This window comes from Mobilicoccus massiliensis (genome assembly GCF_000826525.2).
GTDB lineage: Bacteria > Actinomycetota > Actinomycetes > Actinomycetales > Dermatophilaceae > Mobilicoccus > Mobilicoccus massiliensis.
In genome coordinates, this window is sequence record NZ_LN651330.1 from 30,578 (window position 1) to 46,649 (window position 16,072).

At 70.6% G+C, this 16,072-nt stretch carries 11 protein-coding genes; 5 read left to right on the top strand and 6 right to left on the bottom strand.

Features of this window, described 5'->3' with window-relative positions:
- Nucleotides 1-158: 158 nt before the first annotated feature.
- Entirely contained in the window at nt 159-2,642 is a 2,484-nt protein-coding gene (locus BN1197_RS09935) for a hypothetical protein (RefSeq protein WP_141397261.1), read from the bottom strand.
- Nucleotides 2,643-2,926: 284 nt separating this feature from the next.
- On the opposite strand from BN1197_RS09935, the gene BN1197_RS09940 reads away from it, so the two are divergent.
- From BN1197_RS09940 to BN1197_RS09950, 3 genes are read left to right on the top strand one after another with little or no spacing between them, the layout of a single operon-like run.
- Nucleotides 2,927-3,283: a FeoA family protein gene (locus BN1197_RS09940; protein ID WP_082043787.1), complete on the top strand. Its 357-nt coding sequence runs from the start codon at nt 2,927-2,929 to the stop codon at nt 3,281-3,283.
- Nucleotides 3,283-5,220, top strand: a complete 1,938-nt coding sequence (gene feoB, locus BN1197_RS09945) for a ferrous iron transporter B (protein ID WP_052466444.1) — start codon at nt 3,283-3,285, stop codon at nt 5,218-5,220. The genes BN1197_RS09940 and feoB overlap by 1 nt, the downstream gene beginning before the upstream one ends.
- Nucleotides 5,217-5,831: a NifU family protein gene (locus BN1197_RS09950; protein ID WP_082043788.1), complete on the top strand. Its 615-nt coding sequence runs from the start codon at nt 5,217-5,219 to the stop codon at nt 5,829-5,831. Before feoB ends, BN1197_RS09950 begins: the two co-directional genes overlap by 4 nt.
- Before the next feature lie 113 nt (nt 5,832-5,944).
- Here the strand turns inward: BN1197_RS09950 and BN1197_RS09955 are convergent, their stop codons facing one another.
- The 3 genes from BN1197_RS09955 to BN1197_RS09965 all read right to left on the bottom strand — a co-directional run bounded on the left by BN1197_RS09955 (nt 5,945) and on the right by BN1197_RS09965 (nt 8,278).
- Nucleotides 5,945-6,751 (bottom strand): cytochrome c biogenesis CcdA family protein, encoded by an 807-nt coding sequence (locus BN1197_RS09955; protein WP_040159148.1) that lies wholly within the window; start codon nt 6,749-6,751, stop codon nt 5,945-5,947.
- A 121-nt stretch (nt 6,752-6,872) separates the two neighbouring features.
- Nucleotides 6,873-7,688, bottom strand: coding sequence for a DsbA family protein (locus BN1197_RS09960; protein ID WP_082043789.1), 816 nt, complete (start codon nt 7,686-7,688; stop codon nt 6,873-6,875).
- Complete coding sequence (locus BN1197_RS09965; protein ID WP_040159151.1) at nt 7,685-8,278, bottom strand: CBS domain-containing protein; 594 nt, start codon at nt 8,276-8,278, stop codon at nt 7,685-7,687. Before BN1197_RS09965 ends, BN1197_RS09960 begins: the two co-directional genes overlap by 4 nt.
- Before the next feature lie 202 nt (nt 8,279-8,480).
- Here BN1197_RS09965 and BN1197_RS09970 point away from each other — a divergent pair, with 202 nt between their 5' ends.
- Entirely contained in the window at nt 8,481-8,783 is a 303-nt protein-coding gene (locus tag BN1197_RS09970; protein WP_040159154.1) for a DUF2249 domain-containing protein, read from the top strand.
- Between the two features lie 381 nt (nt 8,784-9,164).
- Here BN1197_RS09970 and BN1197_RS09975 read toward each other — a convergent pair whose 3' ends face one another.
- On the bottom strand, nt 9,165-10,580 hold the full coding sequence (locus BN1197_RS09975; protein WP_040159156.1) for an MFS transporter: 1,416 nt from the start codon (nt 10,578-10,580) through the stop codon (nt 9,165-9,167).
- A complete protein-coding gene (locus tag BN1197_RS09980; protein WP_040159160.1) occupies nt 10,577-11,959 on the bottom strand; it encodes an MFS transporter in 1,383 nt (460 codons plus the stop codon). The genes BN1197_RS09975 and BN1197_RS09980 overlap by 4 nt, the downstream gene beginning before the upstream one ends.
- 352 nt (nt 11,960-12,311) lie before the next feature.
- On the opposite strand from BN1197_RS09980, the gene BN1197_RS09985 reads away from it, so the two are divergent.
- The gene (locus BN1197_RS09985; protein ID WP_052466446.1) at nt 12,312-16,010 is read left to right on the top strand and encodes a nitrate reductase subunit alpha; all 3,699 of its coding nucleotides are present in this window, start codon (nt 12,312-12,314) and stop codon (nt 16,008-16,010) included.
- Nucleotides 16,011-16,072: the final 62 nt, after the last annotated feature.

Consider the following 16,072-nt stretch of genomic DNA (forward strand, 5'->3'; position numbering starts at 1 on the left):
CGATCCGGCCGTGTGCCGGACGCTCAGCCCTCCCATGCGCACCACCCACCCCCTCCCGCTCGAACAGGCCTTTTGGTCGCACGGAATCGGACGAAAACGCCTCTCCGAGCGTTTTCGGGATTGCCCGGAGGACGAAAGTGCCTGTTCGAGTGTTCTCGTCACGCCTCGTGGTCGGGCGGCGGAGGCGCGCTCCGGCGGTGCGTGGCCGGTGAGGGTCCACTGTCGCGTTCCGCTGCGAGGCGTTCGGCGGGGGAGAGCAGCCGGGCGCGATCGAGTTCGAGGCGCATCGCGGCCTCGGCGGCGGCGCGGCGGGCCTCGAAATCCTGGATGAGGGCGGCCCGCCGGACCTCCGCGTGACTCGCGCGCCGGCGCCACGGGTTGTCCTCCTCCGACGACGGGGTCGGTGGTCCCGTCCGACGCCCGAGATCGTCGGGGTCGACGGGCGTGGGCACGTCGTCCGGGCTCGCGTTCTGTCCGTCGACGGCCGGGCTGAGGGGCGTGGTGGGGGCCGTGGTCGATGAGGGGGTCGTCTCCGTCGAGGTGGCCGCCGCCGACCCGCGCCGTCTCCGGCGTGAGGCGCGCGTCACCTCGATCGGCGTCGCGGGGAGCGGACTGCGGTGGCGTCCCCGGCCACTCGCGTCCTCGGGGTCCTCCTGACGGTGGTCGAGAGTTCGAGCGGCGAGGACGACGGTGCCGACGGCAGCCGCGGCCGCGTCGGTGATCCTGTGCCAGGGACGGCGTCGGCGTTCTCGCGACCGCGCTCGACGGGTGGGCAGTTCGCTCGGATCGTCCTGCCTGGGAGCGCTCGGATCGTCCTGCCTGACAGTGCTCAGGTCGTCCTCCGTGGCAATGCCCGAGTCCTCCTGCCTCGCAGCGCTCAGATCGTCCTGCCCGGCAGCGCCCGGATCGTCGTCCCTGATGGACGCGTCCGGATCGTCCCAGGCGAATGGCGCGATGGGAGGGGTTGACGCGACCTCGGGGTGCCGAGGCGATTCACCGTCGAGGTCGACGGTGGCGTCCGGGCGATTCGACGACCTGGGGTGGGAGGGGTTCGCATCGACGTCGCCCGCGGCGCTCTCGATGCGTCCGGTGTTCTCAGCGCTTTGGTCGGTCTCGTCGAGGGCGTAGGCCGCGGCCACGGCGGATCGCCCTCGGGGCACGGGGGCCGTCGGAAGCGGCGCGGCAGGCCGTCGTTCATCGGCGACAGCGACGGCCTCGCGACCAGCCGGAACGGCATCGATCGCGGCACGGTGTGTCGTCGCGAGCGCAGCAGGCGAGGCGGAAGCCGACGTGAGTTCCACGTGTGGCCGCCGCCGCGCGAGGCTCCTGCTCGCCCACACCGGCAGCGCCCGGCGTACGGGGGCGGGGAGGACGTCCAGGCCGGTGAGCAGGGCCTTCGTCGTCGCCGTCGACGACCACGAGACGGGGGCCGGCGCGGCGGACTCCCACTGTGTCCTCGCGAGGACGGTGCGACCGGCGAACCGCTGGACGAGTTCGTCCTCGGACAGCGACGAGGCCAACAGCGCGCACGTCCGACGTCCCTGCCCCAGCGGCGCCTCGGTCGTCGTGCCCGTGGGCTTCGGCGCGGCGACTGCGCGTTTGTCGAAGTCTCCCGGCTCGACCGACCACGTCGTCGCGTCGCACCCCGTCTCACCCCAGCGGATCTCGACCCCCACCTCCGCGAGCAGGCCAGGCAGGTCCGCGGCCTTCAGCGGCGGTTGCGCCGTCATCGTCACCGATGTCGGCCGCACCGAGACGGGCAGCGTCCCGAGCGGGCTCAGGGTCGAACCACCGGGGGCCGTGGCGACACGCACCGCGGTGGTGTCCATCCGGATCTCCGGCACGACGACCTGCACGGTCGTGCTCGGGGTGGCCGGGAGTTCGGTGCCGTTCACCCCGAGCGCCTGCGTCGCCGAGACGCCGATCGCGGTCAGCGCCAGGCCTCCGATCGCCAGCGGCAGGAGTCGCGTCATCACCGGGCTCCGTTCGGGGTGGGGGCCGTCGTCGTCGCGGGCCGTGCCGACCCACCGGCGCCGGTCGGTGAAAGCGAGTGACGGCGAGGTGAGCGACACGGTGAGCGGACGGGCTCCGACCGACGCGCCCTGGAGCGACTCCGGGCCGTTGCCCCAGCCGTTGCGAGCACCGGGAGCCTTGCCGTCGCGCGTGATCCGGGTCGCCGCGCTCCAGCGCACGGCGTAGGTATGGCCGTCCGCGGCGGCGGGCACGGTGTGCGCGCCGGAACGTCCCGCAACGGGTTCGAGGTCGGGGCCGCCGTCGAGCGGCACGACCTCGACGCGAGGCCCGACGGCCGTCAACTCCGCGGCGAGAGCGCGATCGCCCGCGGCGGGCGGGACGTCGACGGTGAGGGTGGAACGAGGCACGCCTCCGGTGTGGACGATCACGGGAACCTCGACGGTCACGGTGTCTCCCACTCGCGCCCGGATCCCCGCTTGCGTGTCCACCGTGCGCGGCGACCCGCCGGGGGAGGTGAGCAGGGTCTTGACCGGTCCGGCCTCGAGCGAAGCACCCTCGGGCGCGGGGACCGCGGCGCTCTGCCAGGCGGCGTACCCGGAGGTCGACATGGTGATCAGTGCGGCGCCCGCCGCCGCGGCGAGGGCGGCGCGCAGGTAGGTGGACGCCACGCGCACCTCCTCGGATCCGGACACACCTCGTCGTCGACCCGATCGGCACCGGCGCGACGCACATGAGAGATTCGAGACGAATTCATCGGGGCGACAAGCGAATTGCCGGTACGTGCGGTTCCTGCCGCTGTCACCGTCGGGCCGGGATGCGCCTCGGTGACGGACGTCATAGACGGGGTGAGGAGGCGTTAGGTTAGCCTGACCTCGTTCATCCGGATCGCCTATCGCGACGATCGACCACGCCTGTCAACACCGGCCCACCGGCCGGGTCGAGAGTAGTCGCCATGTCAGAGTTCGCCACCTTGATCGCGCGGCGCGAGATCCCCACCGGGACAGCCGCGCCCGCGCTCGCCGAGCACACACCCCGCACACGCGGTCTGCTGCGTCGCCGCCGCCCCGCCGCCGGAACCCTGGCCGCCCTGCCCGTCGGTGCCCGCGCGATCGTGGCCGGCGTCGGCGGAGACCTGGACCCCGCGGCCGCTCGCCGGCTCGTCGACCTCGGCTTCGCCCCGGGTGCCCTCGTGGAGGTCCTGCGCCGGGCCCCGCTGTCGGATCCGACGATCTTCCGCGTCGCCGACACCGAGATCGCGCTGCGCCGCCGACACGCGGCAGCGATCCGCATCGACGCCCCGCTCGCCTGATGGCGGCCGATCACTGCGGCGGAGGCGGTGCGACGGCGGTCGCGGGCGATCTGCGCATCGCGCTCGTCGGCAGCCCCAACGCCGGCAAGACGACGCTGTTCAACGCGCTGACGGGCCTGCGTGCCAAGACCGGCAACTACCCCGGCGTGACCGTCGCGCGCTTCGAAGGCCTGTGCCGCTGCGGCGAGGACGACGTCGTCGTCGAGGACCTTCCCGGAACGTACTCCCTCGACCCCATCAGCCCCGACGAGTACGTCGTCACCGACGTCCTCGATCCCGAGAACCCCACCGCGACGCCGGATGCCCTGCTCGTCCTCCTCGACGCGACCTCGCTGCGGCGATCGCTCGGGTTGCTCGCGCAGGTGTTGCAGGTCGGGCTGCCCACCGCGGTGGTGCTCTCGTTCACCGACGAGCTGCAGCGCCGCGGCGGCGCGCTCGACGTCGAAGCGCTGCGTCGCGCTCTCGGGGTCGACGTGCACGTCGTCGTCGCCGGGGGTCGCGGGATGGCCGAGCTGCGGGAGTCGTTGCCTGCGGCCCGGTCCTGGCGCGTGCCCCCGCTGGCGCCCCCGACGGACTCCGCCGAGACCGTCGCGTGGATCGAGTCGATCCTGCGCACCGCGCAGTACCGAACCCCCCAGGTCGACGAGCGCACCCGTCGCATCGACGCGGTGCTGCTTCACCCCGTGGCCGGCACGCTCGTGTTCTTCGCGGTGATGTTCACGTTCTTCCAGACGATCTTCACGCTCGCCGCGCCGGTGCAGGACAAGGTCGAGGAGGGATTCGCCGCGCTCGGCTCGCTCGTCGCCGCGCACGTCGCCAACCCGTGGCTCGCGTCGTTCCTCGGCGACGCGCTCATCGGTGGCCTCGGCGGCGTCGTCGTCTTCCTGCCCCAGATCGCGCTGTTGTTCCTGCTCGTCTCGCTCATGGAGTCGGTCGGGTACATGTCGCGGGCGGCGTTCCTCATGGACCGGGTGATGTCGAAGGCCGGGCTCGAGGGGCGCGCGTTCGTGGCGCTGCTCTCGAGCGTCGCCTGCGCGATCCCCGGCATCATGGCCACCCGCACCCTGCCCTCGGCCCGTGACCGCCTCGCGACGATGATGGCCGCCCCGCTCATGACGTGCTCGGCCCGGCTGCCGGTGTACGTGCTGCTCATCGGCCTGCTCGTGCCTCGCGAGGCACGGTTCGGACCCTTCGGCGCGCAGGGCACGATCATGTTCGTCATGTATCTCGTCGGAGCCGTCTCGGCGATGACGATGGCCTGGGTGTTCAAACGCATCGGTGATCGGCGTGGCCCGATCCTGCCGTTCTACATGGAGATGCCGAGCTACCGCTGGCCGAGCTGGCGATCGGTCGGGCTCGCGGTGTGGGACGCGTGCAAGGCGTTCCTGCGCAAGGTCACGACGATCATCCTCGCGACGACGATCCTGCTCTGGCTGCTGCTCAACCTGCCGATCCGCAGCGACGCCGACCTGGCCGCCGCGGGTGTCGACGTGGGCGACGACATCGCCGTGAGCTCCTACGTCGTCGATCACTCCTACGCCGCCGACATCGGTCGGGTGGTCGGGCCGGTCTTCGAGCCGCTCGGCTTCGACTGGCGCATCAACGTCGGTGTGCTCGCGTCGCTCTCGGCGCGCGAGGTCTTCGTCGCGACCCTCGGTCAGGTGGCGGCCGCGACCGATCCGGAGGAGCCCACCGCGGCGCTCTCGCACATGACCGTGCTCGACGGGGAGCACGCGGGCGAGCCGCTGTTCACGCCCCCCACCGTCGCCGCGCTGCTCGTCTTCTTCCTCTACGCCCTGCAGTGCATGTCGACCATCGGCGTGCTGAGACGCGAGACCGGCACGTGGAAGTGGCCCGCGATCGCGTTCTCGTACATGTTCGTCCTCGCCTGGACGATGGCGTTCCTCACCCGCCAGGTCGTCGAGGCGTTGATGTGAGATTCCGCCGTTCGTCGCGTCCCGGCGCCGCCTCGCGCCCCGAGCCGGAGGCCCGGCCAGACGAGTTCGGTGACGAGGGCACGGTCGTCCCGGTGCATCCGGAGGCCGTCACCGACGACCCGCGCGCTCTGCGATGGGTGGTGCCGCCGGGCGTGCTCGCCGTGCGGGGCAGGGTCACCGCCGCCCCCGGGGCGCTCGACACGCTCATCGCGAGCGGCGAGGTCGAGTGGGTCGAGGCCGGGGCGGACGCCGTGACGATCCGGTTGCGACCCGGCCTCACCTGGCGCGAGTTCGGTCCGCGGGTGCGAACCGCGCTCGGGGAGGCCCTGCGCCGACCGGAGGCGTGGAGCGCGGAATCCCACCGCGTCGAAGGCCCGGACGCCCTCCTCGCCGAGGCGGCGCGAGCGGCGATCGACGGCGAGGCAGGCGACTACGTGCGCTCCCACGGGGGTCACATCGAGTTCGTCGGCGCCCACGACGGCACGGTCGACGTCCGGCTCACCGGAGCCTGCGGCCACTGCCCGGCCGCCGCCGCGACGTTGAGGTACCGCGTGGAGACGGGGATCCGAGCGGGATACCCCGAGCTGGTGGACGTGCGCCAGGTCTCCTGACGCGCCGAGACAGCCGCCGTTTCCGGCCTCGACCTGCCCAACTCCAGGCGTGCCGGGCGTCGAAGCCGGAAACGACGGCTGTCTCGGCGCGCTGGGAGCGTCTCCGGTCCGCGTCAAGGGCGCCGGCGGGCGGCGAGTCCGGCCGTGGCGAGCACGACCCCGACCAACAGCACGACCCCGAGGTCGGGGATCGCGTGACCGGCCTGCAGCATCCACTGCTCGACGCGTTGTTGGGCGCCGACTCCGAGCACTCCGGAGAGCGACGCCGTGCCCTCGGTGACGAGGAGCAGGAGCCCGACCAGCACGAACAGTCCACCGGAGACGAGGTTGCCCACCGTGGTCTCGAACCGGCCGACGCGAACGGGCCGTGGACGCAGCCACGTCTTCGACCCGAGGTCGAGCCGGGTCCACAGCAGCGCGAGCGCCAGGACGGGCAGCACCATCCCGGTGGCGTAGACGACGAGGAGCATCGCCCCGTAGAACGGGTCTCCGCCGAGCGCCGCGACCGTGAGGACCGACCCGAGGATCGGGCCCGAGCACACTCCCGCCACCCCGTAGGCCAGACCGAGGGTGTAGATCGCGACGGGGCTCGCCGAGTCGGCCCCCGAGCCGCGGCGCGAGACCCCCGGCAACGGGATTCCCAGCATCTGCAGCACCCCGAGCACGACGATCACCCCCGCCGCGACGACGACGAGCCACGACCGCTGTGCGACCAGCAAGGCCCCCAGCCCGCCGGCGAGTGCTCCCAGCGGGACGAGCGTCGTCAGCAACCCGGCGAAGAAGACGAACGTGCGGCCGACGAGCGTCGTCGCCGACGTGAACGCGTACGCGAAGAACGCCGGCAGGAGCATCGCGGCACACGGGCTGAGCAGGGTCGCGACCCCGCCCAGCAGCGCGGCGGCGTATCCGATGTCGGTCATCGGTCACCTACACATCCGCACGCGGTGTGCCGTCGCAGAGGGTCTTCGTGGCTCCTCGCGGCGTTCACGGCTCTCGGCGCCTCTGCATGACGAGCCAGCGCGCGTCGCTCTGCCGCGCCCCTCACCGCTTGCCCGCGACCTGCCGTTCGACGGCCTGGACGAACACCTCCGTGGGCTGGGCGCCGCTCACCGCCTCGTTGCCGATGAGGAACAGCGGGACGCTGCCGGGAGCCCCGAGACGTCGCGCGTCCTCGGCGTCGCGTCGCAACTGCGCGGTGACCTCGGGTGAGTCCATGTCGGCGCCGAACTTCTTCATGTCCGGGACCCCGGCCTGCTGGGCGAACGCGACGAGTTTCTCGGGGGTGAGGTCGGGGTGGCCGCGTTGCGGCGCCGCGTCGAACACGACGCGGTAGAACTCCCAGAACCGACCCTGCATGCCGGCCGCCCGCCCGGCGCGCGCGGCGACCTGGGACTGTTCCCCGAAGATCGGCAGATCGCGGTACTCGATGCGCAGGGTGCCGTCGTCGACGAACCGCTGAAGCTCGGGCTTCGTCGTCGTGGCCCACAGCGCGCAGAAGGGGCAGCGCCAGTCGGAGAACTCCACGAGCACGACCGGGGCGTCGACCTTGCCGAGCGCGAACGGGTCGTCCTTCTCGCGACGTTGCACCGAGGCGATGAGCCGATCCGTCTCGCTCGTCCCCGTCGCACCCGGCGTGCCGCCCTCACCAGTGGTCGGCGCCGCGGCGGAGGTCGGCGCCGACGTCCCCGCCGGAGCCGGTGGAGCCGGTGGGGTGGCCGGTGAGTTGCCGCGCACGGCACCGAGGGCCAGGCCGCCGACGAGCAGCGCGGCCGCAGCGATGCCCGCCACGAGCGGTGCGCGTCGTCTCCTGCCGTGCCGGTCGGCGTCGGTGCGGACCTCGGGCGCCGGGCTGCTCACCCCTCGCCCTCGACACGCACGCGGCGGACCCCGAGTACCGAGCGGGCGATCGCCACGGCGACGTCGCGGTCGCGGGCGGATCCGGTACCGCGGATCGTCACGACGCCGTGGGCGACGTCGAACTCCCAGCCCTGCTGGCCGTAGTCGGCGAAGACCGACACGAGTTCGTCCTTGAGTTCGCTGTCCTTGCGCCAGAACGCGCGGATGATGTCGCTGCGGCTGACGATGCCGACGAGCTCCTCGCCGCGCACGACGGGCAGGCTCTTGATCGAGGTCGTGACGAACACGTCGACGAGGTCGGCCACGTCGGCGCCCTCGGTCGTGGTCCGCGGCTCCTTCGTCATGATCTCGGTGAGGTGCCGGGGCAGCGGCTCGCTGTCGGGAAGCAGTCCGAGTTGTGCGCGGCTGTCGGGTTCCACCGCACGGCGCAGTACGTCGATCTCGCTGATGACGCCGACGAGGTGGTGGGAGTCGTCGACGACCGGCAGCAGCGTGATGCGCTTGCTCGCGAGCAGGTCGATCGCCTCGTCGAGGTCGGCGCCGGCGTGGATGCTGACGCCCGGGGCCGTCATGATCTCTCGAACCAGCATGGCTTCTCCTGTCGGTCGGCGAGCGGGCGGCGGAGCGGGTCGACTGCCGGTTCTCCTGCCGCCCGGGGACAGTGTTTCATCCCTGCCTCCGGTCGATAGGCTGAGTCGGCCATCGCGTCGAGCCCCGTGCACGGGTGTCACACGCCGAAGGCGCCTGCGCGCCGGTCTGAGACGCGGGCGGTACGAGAGAAAGAGGCAGGTCATGAGCGGTGAGTGCGGATCCGGTGAGGCGCGTGGCGGCTGCGGTGGCGGTGGCTGCGGAGGTGGCTGCGGCGGGCCCTACGTCCCAGAGCTCGACGCCCGTGAACTCGACCCCATGATCCGTCAGTCCGCGATCTTCGGTGTGCTCATGGGTCTGCCGGCGCAGGGCTCGGTGCGGGTCGTCGTCAACACCGACCCCTCGGGCATCGCCCAGCTCCTCGAGGAACGGCTGCCGGGGGAGTACACCGCCGAGGTCGACCCGGTCTCCGAGGACGAGTTCCGGGTCGTGTTCGCGCGCGCATGAGCGACTGACGCCCGGGCTGGCGCGCTGACGCCGTCGCCCGGGCACGAGTGCGCGTCCGGCAGCCCCGTCCCGGGCGCCGCCCCGAGCCTCGTTCAGTTACGACGTACGACTTAAGGGCATCGTCACTTCATCCTCAAGGCGGATGCCCCCCCGAGGGCCCCGCCCGTACCGTGATGCATGCGGTGGCAGGCCGCATCCGAACCGGTCCGAATCCTCGGCCCGACGGGGGAACGCGCCGGGCGTGGAATCAGGGGTCACGCCCGGCAGCGTCCCCCTTTTTTCATGCCCGAAGCGACCTCGCCTCGACCTCGAACACGCAGAACGGCCGGCTCCCGAGACGGGAGCCGGCCGTTCTGCGTCGTGCGTCTCGTGACGCGGCCGTCAGCTCGGCTTGGGAGCCCCCTTGCGGGCGTAGCGCATCCACGTGATGACGATGCACAGGAGCGCGAACGCGATGCCGATGGCGTAGAAGATCGTCGGACCGAGCGTGGTCACGCCGATGCCGAAGAAGAACGGGCCGAAGGCGGCGATGGCGGCGGTCCAGCCGATGACGCCACCGGCCTGGCGCTTCTCGAAGATCATCGGCATCTGCTTGAAGGTGCTCGCGTTGCCGATGCCGCTGAACAGGAAGATCGCGAGCATGCCCCACAGGAACTGGTTGAACCCGGCGTGCAGAGTGTCGGCCGAGGTCGCGTCGGGGGAGAGGGCCGGGATCGTGTAGGCGATCGAGAACACGAGGCCGATACCGGAGATGAGCGTCCAGATCGCGCCGCCCATGCGGTCGGTGAGCGGGGCGAAGACGAACCGGGCCACGGCGCCGACCAGCGGGCCGAGGAAGACGTAGGCGGCGACGTCGGGCACGTTGTAGCCGGCCACGAGGACCTGCGTGTTCGCGCCCGTGCCCTGGACGATCTCGGGGTTGCCGATGCCGTAGAGGTTGGCCATGAGGAGGCCGAACTGCGCGGACAGGCCGGAGAACGTGCCGAAGGTCATGATGTAGAGCAGGGTCATGTACCACGTGTCGACGTTGCCGAAGATGTCGAACTGCTGCTTGACGTTGGCCTTGATCGGCACCGACTTGAGCATCGTCCACGCGAGGATCGCCCCGATGATCATCAGCGGGATCCACACGAACGCGGCGTTCTGGAACCAGACCTCCTTCGACGGCTTGCCCGGCATCGACATCATCTGGCTGCCGCCGAAGAACGCGAGGGCGCCGAGCGCGATGAGGTAGGGCGTCAGGAGCTGCACGAGCGAGACGCCGAGGTTACCGAGGCCGGCCTGGATGCCGAGGGCGGTGCCCTGCATGCGCTTGGGGAAGAAGTAGGACGTGCTCGGCATGAAGCCCGAGAACGCGCCGCCGCCGATGCCGGCGAGGAACGCGAGGACCATGAGCTCCCAGTAGGGGGCCGTGGGCTGTTGCACGCGCACGCCCCAGCCGAGGGTCGAGGCGACGAGCAGCAGCGTGGTCAGCGCCACCATCTTGCGGGTGCCCATGATGGGCGGCAGCACCATCCAGATGATGCGCAGCAGACCGGCCGCGAGGCCGGGCATGGCCGCCATCCAGTAGAGCTGGCTCTTGGTGAACTCGTATCCGAGCGGGTTGAGCTTGGGGATGATCGCGCTGGGCAGGAACCAGGCGACGAAGCACAGGGTGAGACAGAACGTCGTGATCCAGAGGGTCCGCCAGGCGAGACCGGAGTCCCACGTCTCGGCGTTCTCCGGGTCCCACGACTGCAGCCACTCGCCACCGGAGCGTTTGTCCGGAGCGGCGGCCGGGGTGGGGGTGCTGCTCATGAATTGACCTCGCTGTCGAGTGAGGGGCTGGGCGTGCGTGTCACGGCCACGGTGTGGTCGTCGATGTCACGCGCGATGTGCGGCGCGTGCTTCTCATGCATACGCAAGATCGTCACGTGCATCCACACGGCGCACACGGCGACGAGGATGAAGAGGACGAAGAACGTACTCGTCGGGAACCCGGACCATGCCTTGGTGTAGGCGAACAGCGGCGGCAGGAAGAAGCCGCCGAGCCCGCCGAGCATGCCGACGAGGCCGCCGACGGAGCCGACGTTGTCGGGGAAGTACTCGGGGATGTGCTTGTAGACGGCCGCCTTGCCGAATCCCATGGCGCAGCCGAGGAGGAACACGAGGGTCACGGCACCCCACAGCGGCATGGCGTAGGCGAGGTGCTCGCTCGTGTGCCCGTCGGCGTGGCTGATGACGATGTGGCCGTTGGGCATCATGAGGATTCCGCTGGTCACGAGCATGATCGCGAACGTCTGGTACATGACGCGGCGGGCGCCCCACCGGTCCGACATCCAGCCGCCGACCGGGCGCAGCAGCGAGGCCGGGAAGATGAACGTCGCGGTGAGCAGCGCCGCGCTCTGCAGCGAGACGCCGAAGTTGTCGATGTAGTACTTCGGCATCCAGGCCGACAGGGCGACGTAGGCGCCGAACACGGCGACGTAGTAGAGGCTGAACCGCCACACGCGCACGTCGCGCAGCGGGGTGAGCATCTCGCCGATCGGCTTGCTCGCACCGGGCATCCGGTCGTGCCGCGGTACGATGACGAAGGTCGCGATCGCCAGGACGATGAGCAGCACCGAGTAGATGACCGGGACGAGCCGCCACCCGCCCTCGATGAACCCGAAGTACGTGGCTCCGGCCGTACCGGTGATGAGCGCGGGACCGATGAACTTGGTGACCGACGCGCCGACGTTGCCGGCGCCGAAGAGTCCGAGGGCGAAGCCCTGACGGTCACGGGTGAACCAGGCGGCGTTCCAGGCGACGCCGACCGAGAAGAGGTTGCCGGCGAAGCCGACGAGGAACGCGAGGACGAGCAGCATCCCGTAGGAGTGCGCGGTCGCGACGAGGTAGGCGGGCACCGCGGTCATGATGAGCAGCGCGATGGTCATCTTGCGGCCACCGATGCGGTCGGTGAGCATGCCCGCCGGCAGTCGCCACAGCGATCCGTTGAGAACTGCGACGGCGGAGACCCACGCGAGCTGGGGGTCGGTGAGCCCCAACTCCTTCTGGATGGGGATGCCGAGGATGCCGAACATCAGCCACACCGCGAACATCACGGTGAAGGAGATCGTCGACATCCACAGGACGCGCTGGGCGCCGGGGGCCTGCGGCTCGGGGCGGGTTCTGGCCGCGGTCTGGCTGGTGGTCATCGGGTCCTCGGGACGGTCGTCGGCGCGTGGTCTTCGGGCCGAAAGGGACGGATACGGACATGTTCCAGTAAAACCGTCTCGTTCTCGCAGGTCACGGACCAGGGAATTAAGTCCCATGTCGCCCGTGACAATAAGGGAACTCGCGCCGGTTGTGGACATCCGGCGCGACACGGCGTGTCGGCGCATCTCTGGCCGTCGCGCCCCGGGGCCCCGCATGATGGGAGCATCGTCCTCGTCGACGACACCCCGACGTCCGGCGCATTAGGCGCCATGACTCCGGTATAAATGGTCACGTCGCCCCCTGACGAAGGAGCAGCCGTTGAGCACCACCGGATCCCGTCCGGCCGCTGGCATGGACACCTCGGCCACCGACGCACTCCTGCGGATGGGTCGCCGATTCCACACGCACAAGGCGTCCGTGGCGCCGGACCTGCGCACCATCACGGTCGAGGGTGGGCGCGACGCCGACACCTTCTACCGCGACCGCTGGAGCCACGACAAGGTCGTCCGCTCCACGCACGGCGTCAACTGCACGGGGTCCTGCTCGTGGAAGGTGTACGTCAAGGACGGCATCATCACGTGGGAGGCCCAGCAGACCGACTACCCGACGATCGGGCCCGACAGCCCGGAGTACGAGCCCCGCGGCTGCCCGCGTGGCGCGGCGTTCTCCTGGTACACCTACAGCCCCACGCGCGTGCGCTACCCGTACGCCCGTGGCGTGCTGCTCGAGATGTACCGCGAGGCCAAGGCCGCCCACGGCGGTGACCCGGTCGAGGCGTGGCGTTCGATCGTCGAGGACCCCGAGAAGGCGCGCCGGTACAAGCAGGCCCGCGGCAAGGGCGGACTCGTGCGCGTGACGTGGGACGAGGCGGTCGAGATCGCCGCGGCCGCGCACGTGCACACGATCAAGGCGTACGGCCCCGACCGCCTCGCCGGCTTCTCGCCGATCCCGGCGATGTCGATGGCGAGCTACGCGGCGGGCTCCCGGTTCTACTCGCTGCTCGGCGGCACCGTGCTCAGCTTCTACGACTGGTACGCCGACCTGCCCCCGGCCTCCCCGCAGGTCTTCGGCGACCAGACCGACGTGCCCGAGTCCGGCGACTGGTGGAACTCCGCCTACCTCATGATGTGGGGCTCCAACGTGCCCGTCACGCGCACGCCGGACGCGCACTTCATGACCGAGGTGCGCTACCGCGGCACCAAGGTCGTCGCGGTCAGCCCCGACTACTCCGACAACAGCAAGTTCGCCGACGAGTGGGTCGCGGTGCACCCCGGCACCGACGCGGCGCTCGCGATCGCGATGGGCCACGTCATCCTGCGCGAGTTCTTCGTCGAGAACGACACCCCGGAGTTCAACTCCTACGTCGCCACCTACACCGACCTGCCGTTCCTCGTGCACCTCGAGGAGCGCGAGGTCGACGGCCGGCGGTGCCTCGTGCCCGGCAAGTTCCTCATGGCGAGCGACCTCGGCGACCAGAGCGAGCACGCCGACTTCAAGACCGTGCTGCTCGACGGGTCGCAGGACCCGGCGGGCCGGCCCGTCGTGCCGCCCGGATCGATGGGCTTCCGCTACGGCGAGGAGGGCGAGGGCAAGTGGAACCTCGACCTCGGCGACATCCGTCCGCTGCTCACCGCGGCCGGCGGTGACGCCCAGGCCGTCGAGATCACGCTCCCGCGGTTCGACACGATCGACGGCGCGCCCGGCGCGGTGACCCGCGGCGTTCCGGCGCGTGAGGTCGACGGCCACCTCGTCTGCACCGTCTTCGACCTCCTGCTCGCCCAGTACGGCGTCGGCCGTCAGGGCCTGCCGGGCGACTGGCCCACCGGTTACGAGGACCCCGAGGGCGTCGGCACCCCCGAATGGCAGGAGTCGGTCACCGGCGTCTCGGCCGAGCAGTGCATCCGCCTGGCTCGTGAGTTCGCGCGCACCGCACGCGATTCCGGCGGTCGGTGCATGATCCTCATGGGCGCCGGCACCAACCACTACTTCCACTCCGACACGATCTACCGCGCGTTCCTCACCCTCACCAACCTCACCAGTTGCCAGGGCAAGAACGGTGGCGGATGGGCCCACTACGTCGGTCAGGAGAAGGTGCGCCCGCAGCTCGGATTCGCGCAGATGGCGTTCGCGCTCGACTGGCAGCGGCCTCCGCGCCAGAACATCTCGGCGTCGTTCTTCTACCTGCACACCGGACAGTGGCGCTACGACGGCTACCGTGCCGACGCCACCGCGTCGGCCACCGGCACGGGCATGTGGAAGGGCAAGGCGCCCGTCGACCTGCTCGCCGCCTCCGCACGCATGGGCTGGATGCCGAGCTACCCGACGCTCGCTGGCAACATCCTCGACCACTGCGACGCGGCCAAGAACGAGGGCATGAGCCCCAAGGACTACATCGTCCGCGAGCTCTCCGAGGGCCGGCTGCGCTTCGTCGCCGAGGACCCCGACGGCCCGCACAACCACCCCAAGGTCATGACGGTGTGGCGCTCGAACATCATGGGTTCGAGCTCCAAGGGCAACGAGTACTTCAACAAGATCCTCCTCGGCACCGACAGCTCCCTGCGGGCCGAGCCCGCACCGCCGGACCGTCGCCCGAGCGAGGTGCTGTGGAACGACGAGCTGCCCGAGGGCAAGCTCGACCTGCTCACCTGCCTCGACTTCCGCATGACGAGCACCACGCTGTTCTCCGACATCGTCTTCCCCGCCGCCACCTGGTACGAGAAGTACGACCTGAGCAGCACCGACATGCATCCCTTCGTGCACTCCTTCAACCCCGCGATCCAGCCGCCGTGGCAGTCCAAGAGCGACTTCGCCACGTTCAAGCTGCTCGCCGAGAAGGTCAGCGAACTCGCCCAGACCCACCTGGGCACGCGCACCGACCTCGTCGTCGCACCGCTGCAGCACGACACCCCCGACCAGCTCGCCTACTCCCGCGGCGTCGCCAAGGACTGGCGCCACGGCGACTGCGAGCCCGTCCCGGGCAAGACCATGCCCAAGATGGTCGAAGTCGAACGCGACTACACGCTCATCGCGCAGAAGTGGGGCGCCATCGGCCCGCTCGCCGAGAAGCTCGGCCTCTCCGTCAAGGGCATCACCGTCGACCCCGCACCCGAGGTCGACGTGCTCAAGGGCCGCAACGGCACCGTCCACGGCGGCGTCGCCGACGGACGCCCCGCCCTCGCCCGCGACATCGACGTCTGCGAAGCCATCCTCGCCTTCTCCGGCACGACCAACGGCCGCATCGCCACCGAAGGCTGGAAGAAGTACGAGGCACGCACCGGCCGCCGCCTCGCCGACCTCTCCGAGGACGAGGCCGGCAAGCGGATCACCTTCACCGACACCCAGATCGCCCCCCAGACCGTCATCACCTCCCCCGAGTGGTCGGGCAGCGAACACGGCGGACGCCGGTACAGCGCATTCGTCGTCAACGTCGAACGGCTCAAGCCGTGGCACACCGTCACCGGCCGCATGCAGTTCTACGTCGACCACGACTGGCTGCTCGAGACCGGCGAGGCCATGCCCATCTACCGGCCGCCACTCAACATGCACCTGCTCTACGGCGAGCCCGAACTCGGCGGCCCCGACGCCGACGGCATCGGCCTCACCGTGCGGTTCCTCACACCGCACAACAAGTGGTCCATCCACTCCGAGTACCAGGACAACCTGCTCATGCTCAGCCTCGCCCGCGGTGGCCAGGCCATCTGGATGAGCGACAAGGACGCCGCCAAGCTCGGCATCAAGGACAACGACTGGATCGAGGCCGTCAACCGCAACGGCGTCATCGCCTCACGCGCCATCGTCTCCTCCCGCATGCCCGAGGGCACCGTCTACATGCACCACGCCCAGGACCGCACCATCGACGTACCCATCGCCGAGGCCAGCGGCAAACGCGGCGGCATCCACAACTCCGCCACCCGGATCCTGTTCAAGCCCAGCCACGTCGCCGGCGGCTACGGCCACATCTCCTGGTCGTTCAACTACTACGGCCCCACCGGCAACCAACGCGACGAGGTCACGGTGATCCGCCGCCGCAGCCAGGACGTGACGTACTGATGTCCCGGCCTTCGACCGCGGGACGCTGTGCGTCCCGGTCGGTCACCGTCGTCCACGGCTGC

Excerpts from the sequence above, each read along its gene's own strand:
- BN1197_RS09940 (WP_082043787.1), top strand. The coding sequence starts at position 2,927 with ATGTCAGAGTTCGCCACCTTGATCGCGCGGCGCGAGATCCCCACCGGG.
- feoB (WP_052466444.1), top strand. The coding sequence starts at position 3,283 with ATGGCGGCCGATCACTGCGGCGGAGGCGGTGCGACGGCGGTCGCGGGC.
- BN1197_RS09955 (WP_040159148.1), bottom strand. The coding sequence starts at position 6,751 with ATGACCGACATCGGATACGCCGCCGCGCTGCTGGGCGGGGTCGCGACC.
- BN1197_RS09965 (WP_040159151.1), bottom strand. The coding sequence starts at position 8,278 with ATGCTGGTTCGAGAGATCATGACGGCCCCGGGCGTCAGCATCCACGCC.
- BN1197_RS09970 (WP_040159154.1), top strand. The coding sequence starts at position 8,481 with ATGAGCGGTGAGTGCGGATCCGGTGAGGCGCGTGGCGGCTGCGGTGGC.
- BN1197_RS09975 (WP_040159156.1), bottom strand. The coding sequence starts at position 10,580 with ATGAGCAGCACCCCCACCCCGGCCGCCGCTCCGGACAAACGCTCCGGT.
- BN1197_RS09980 (WP_040159160.1), bottom strand. The coding sequence starts at position 11,959 with ATGACCACCAGCCAGACCGCGGCCAGAACCCGCCCCGAGCCGCAGGCC.
- BN1197_RS09985 (WP_052466446.1), top strand. The coding sequence starts at position 12,312 with ATGGACACCTCGGCCACCGACGCACTCCTGCGGATGGGTCGCCGATTC.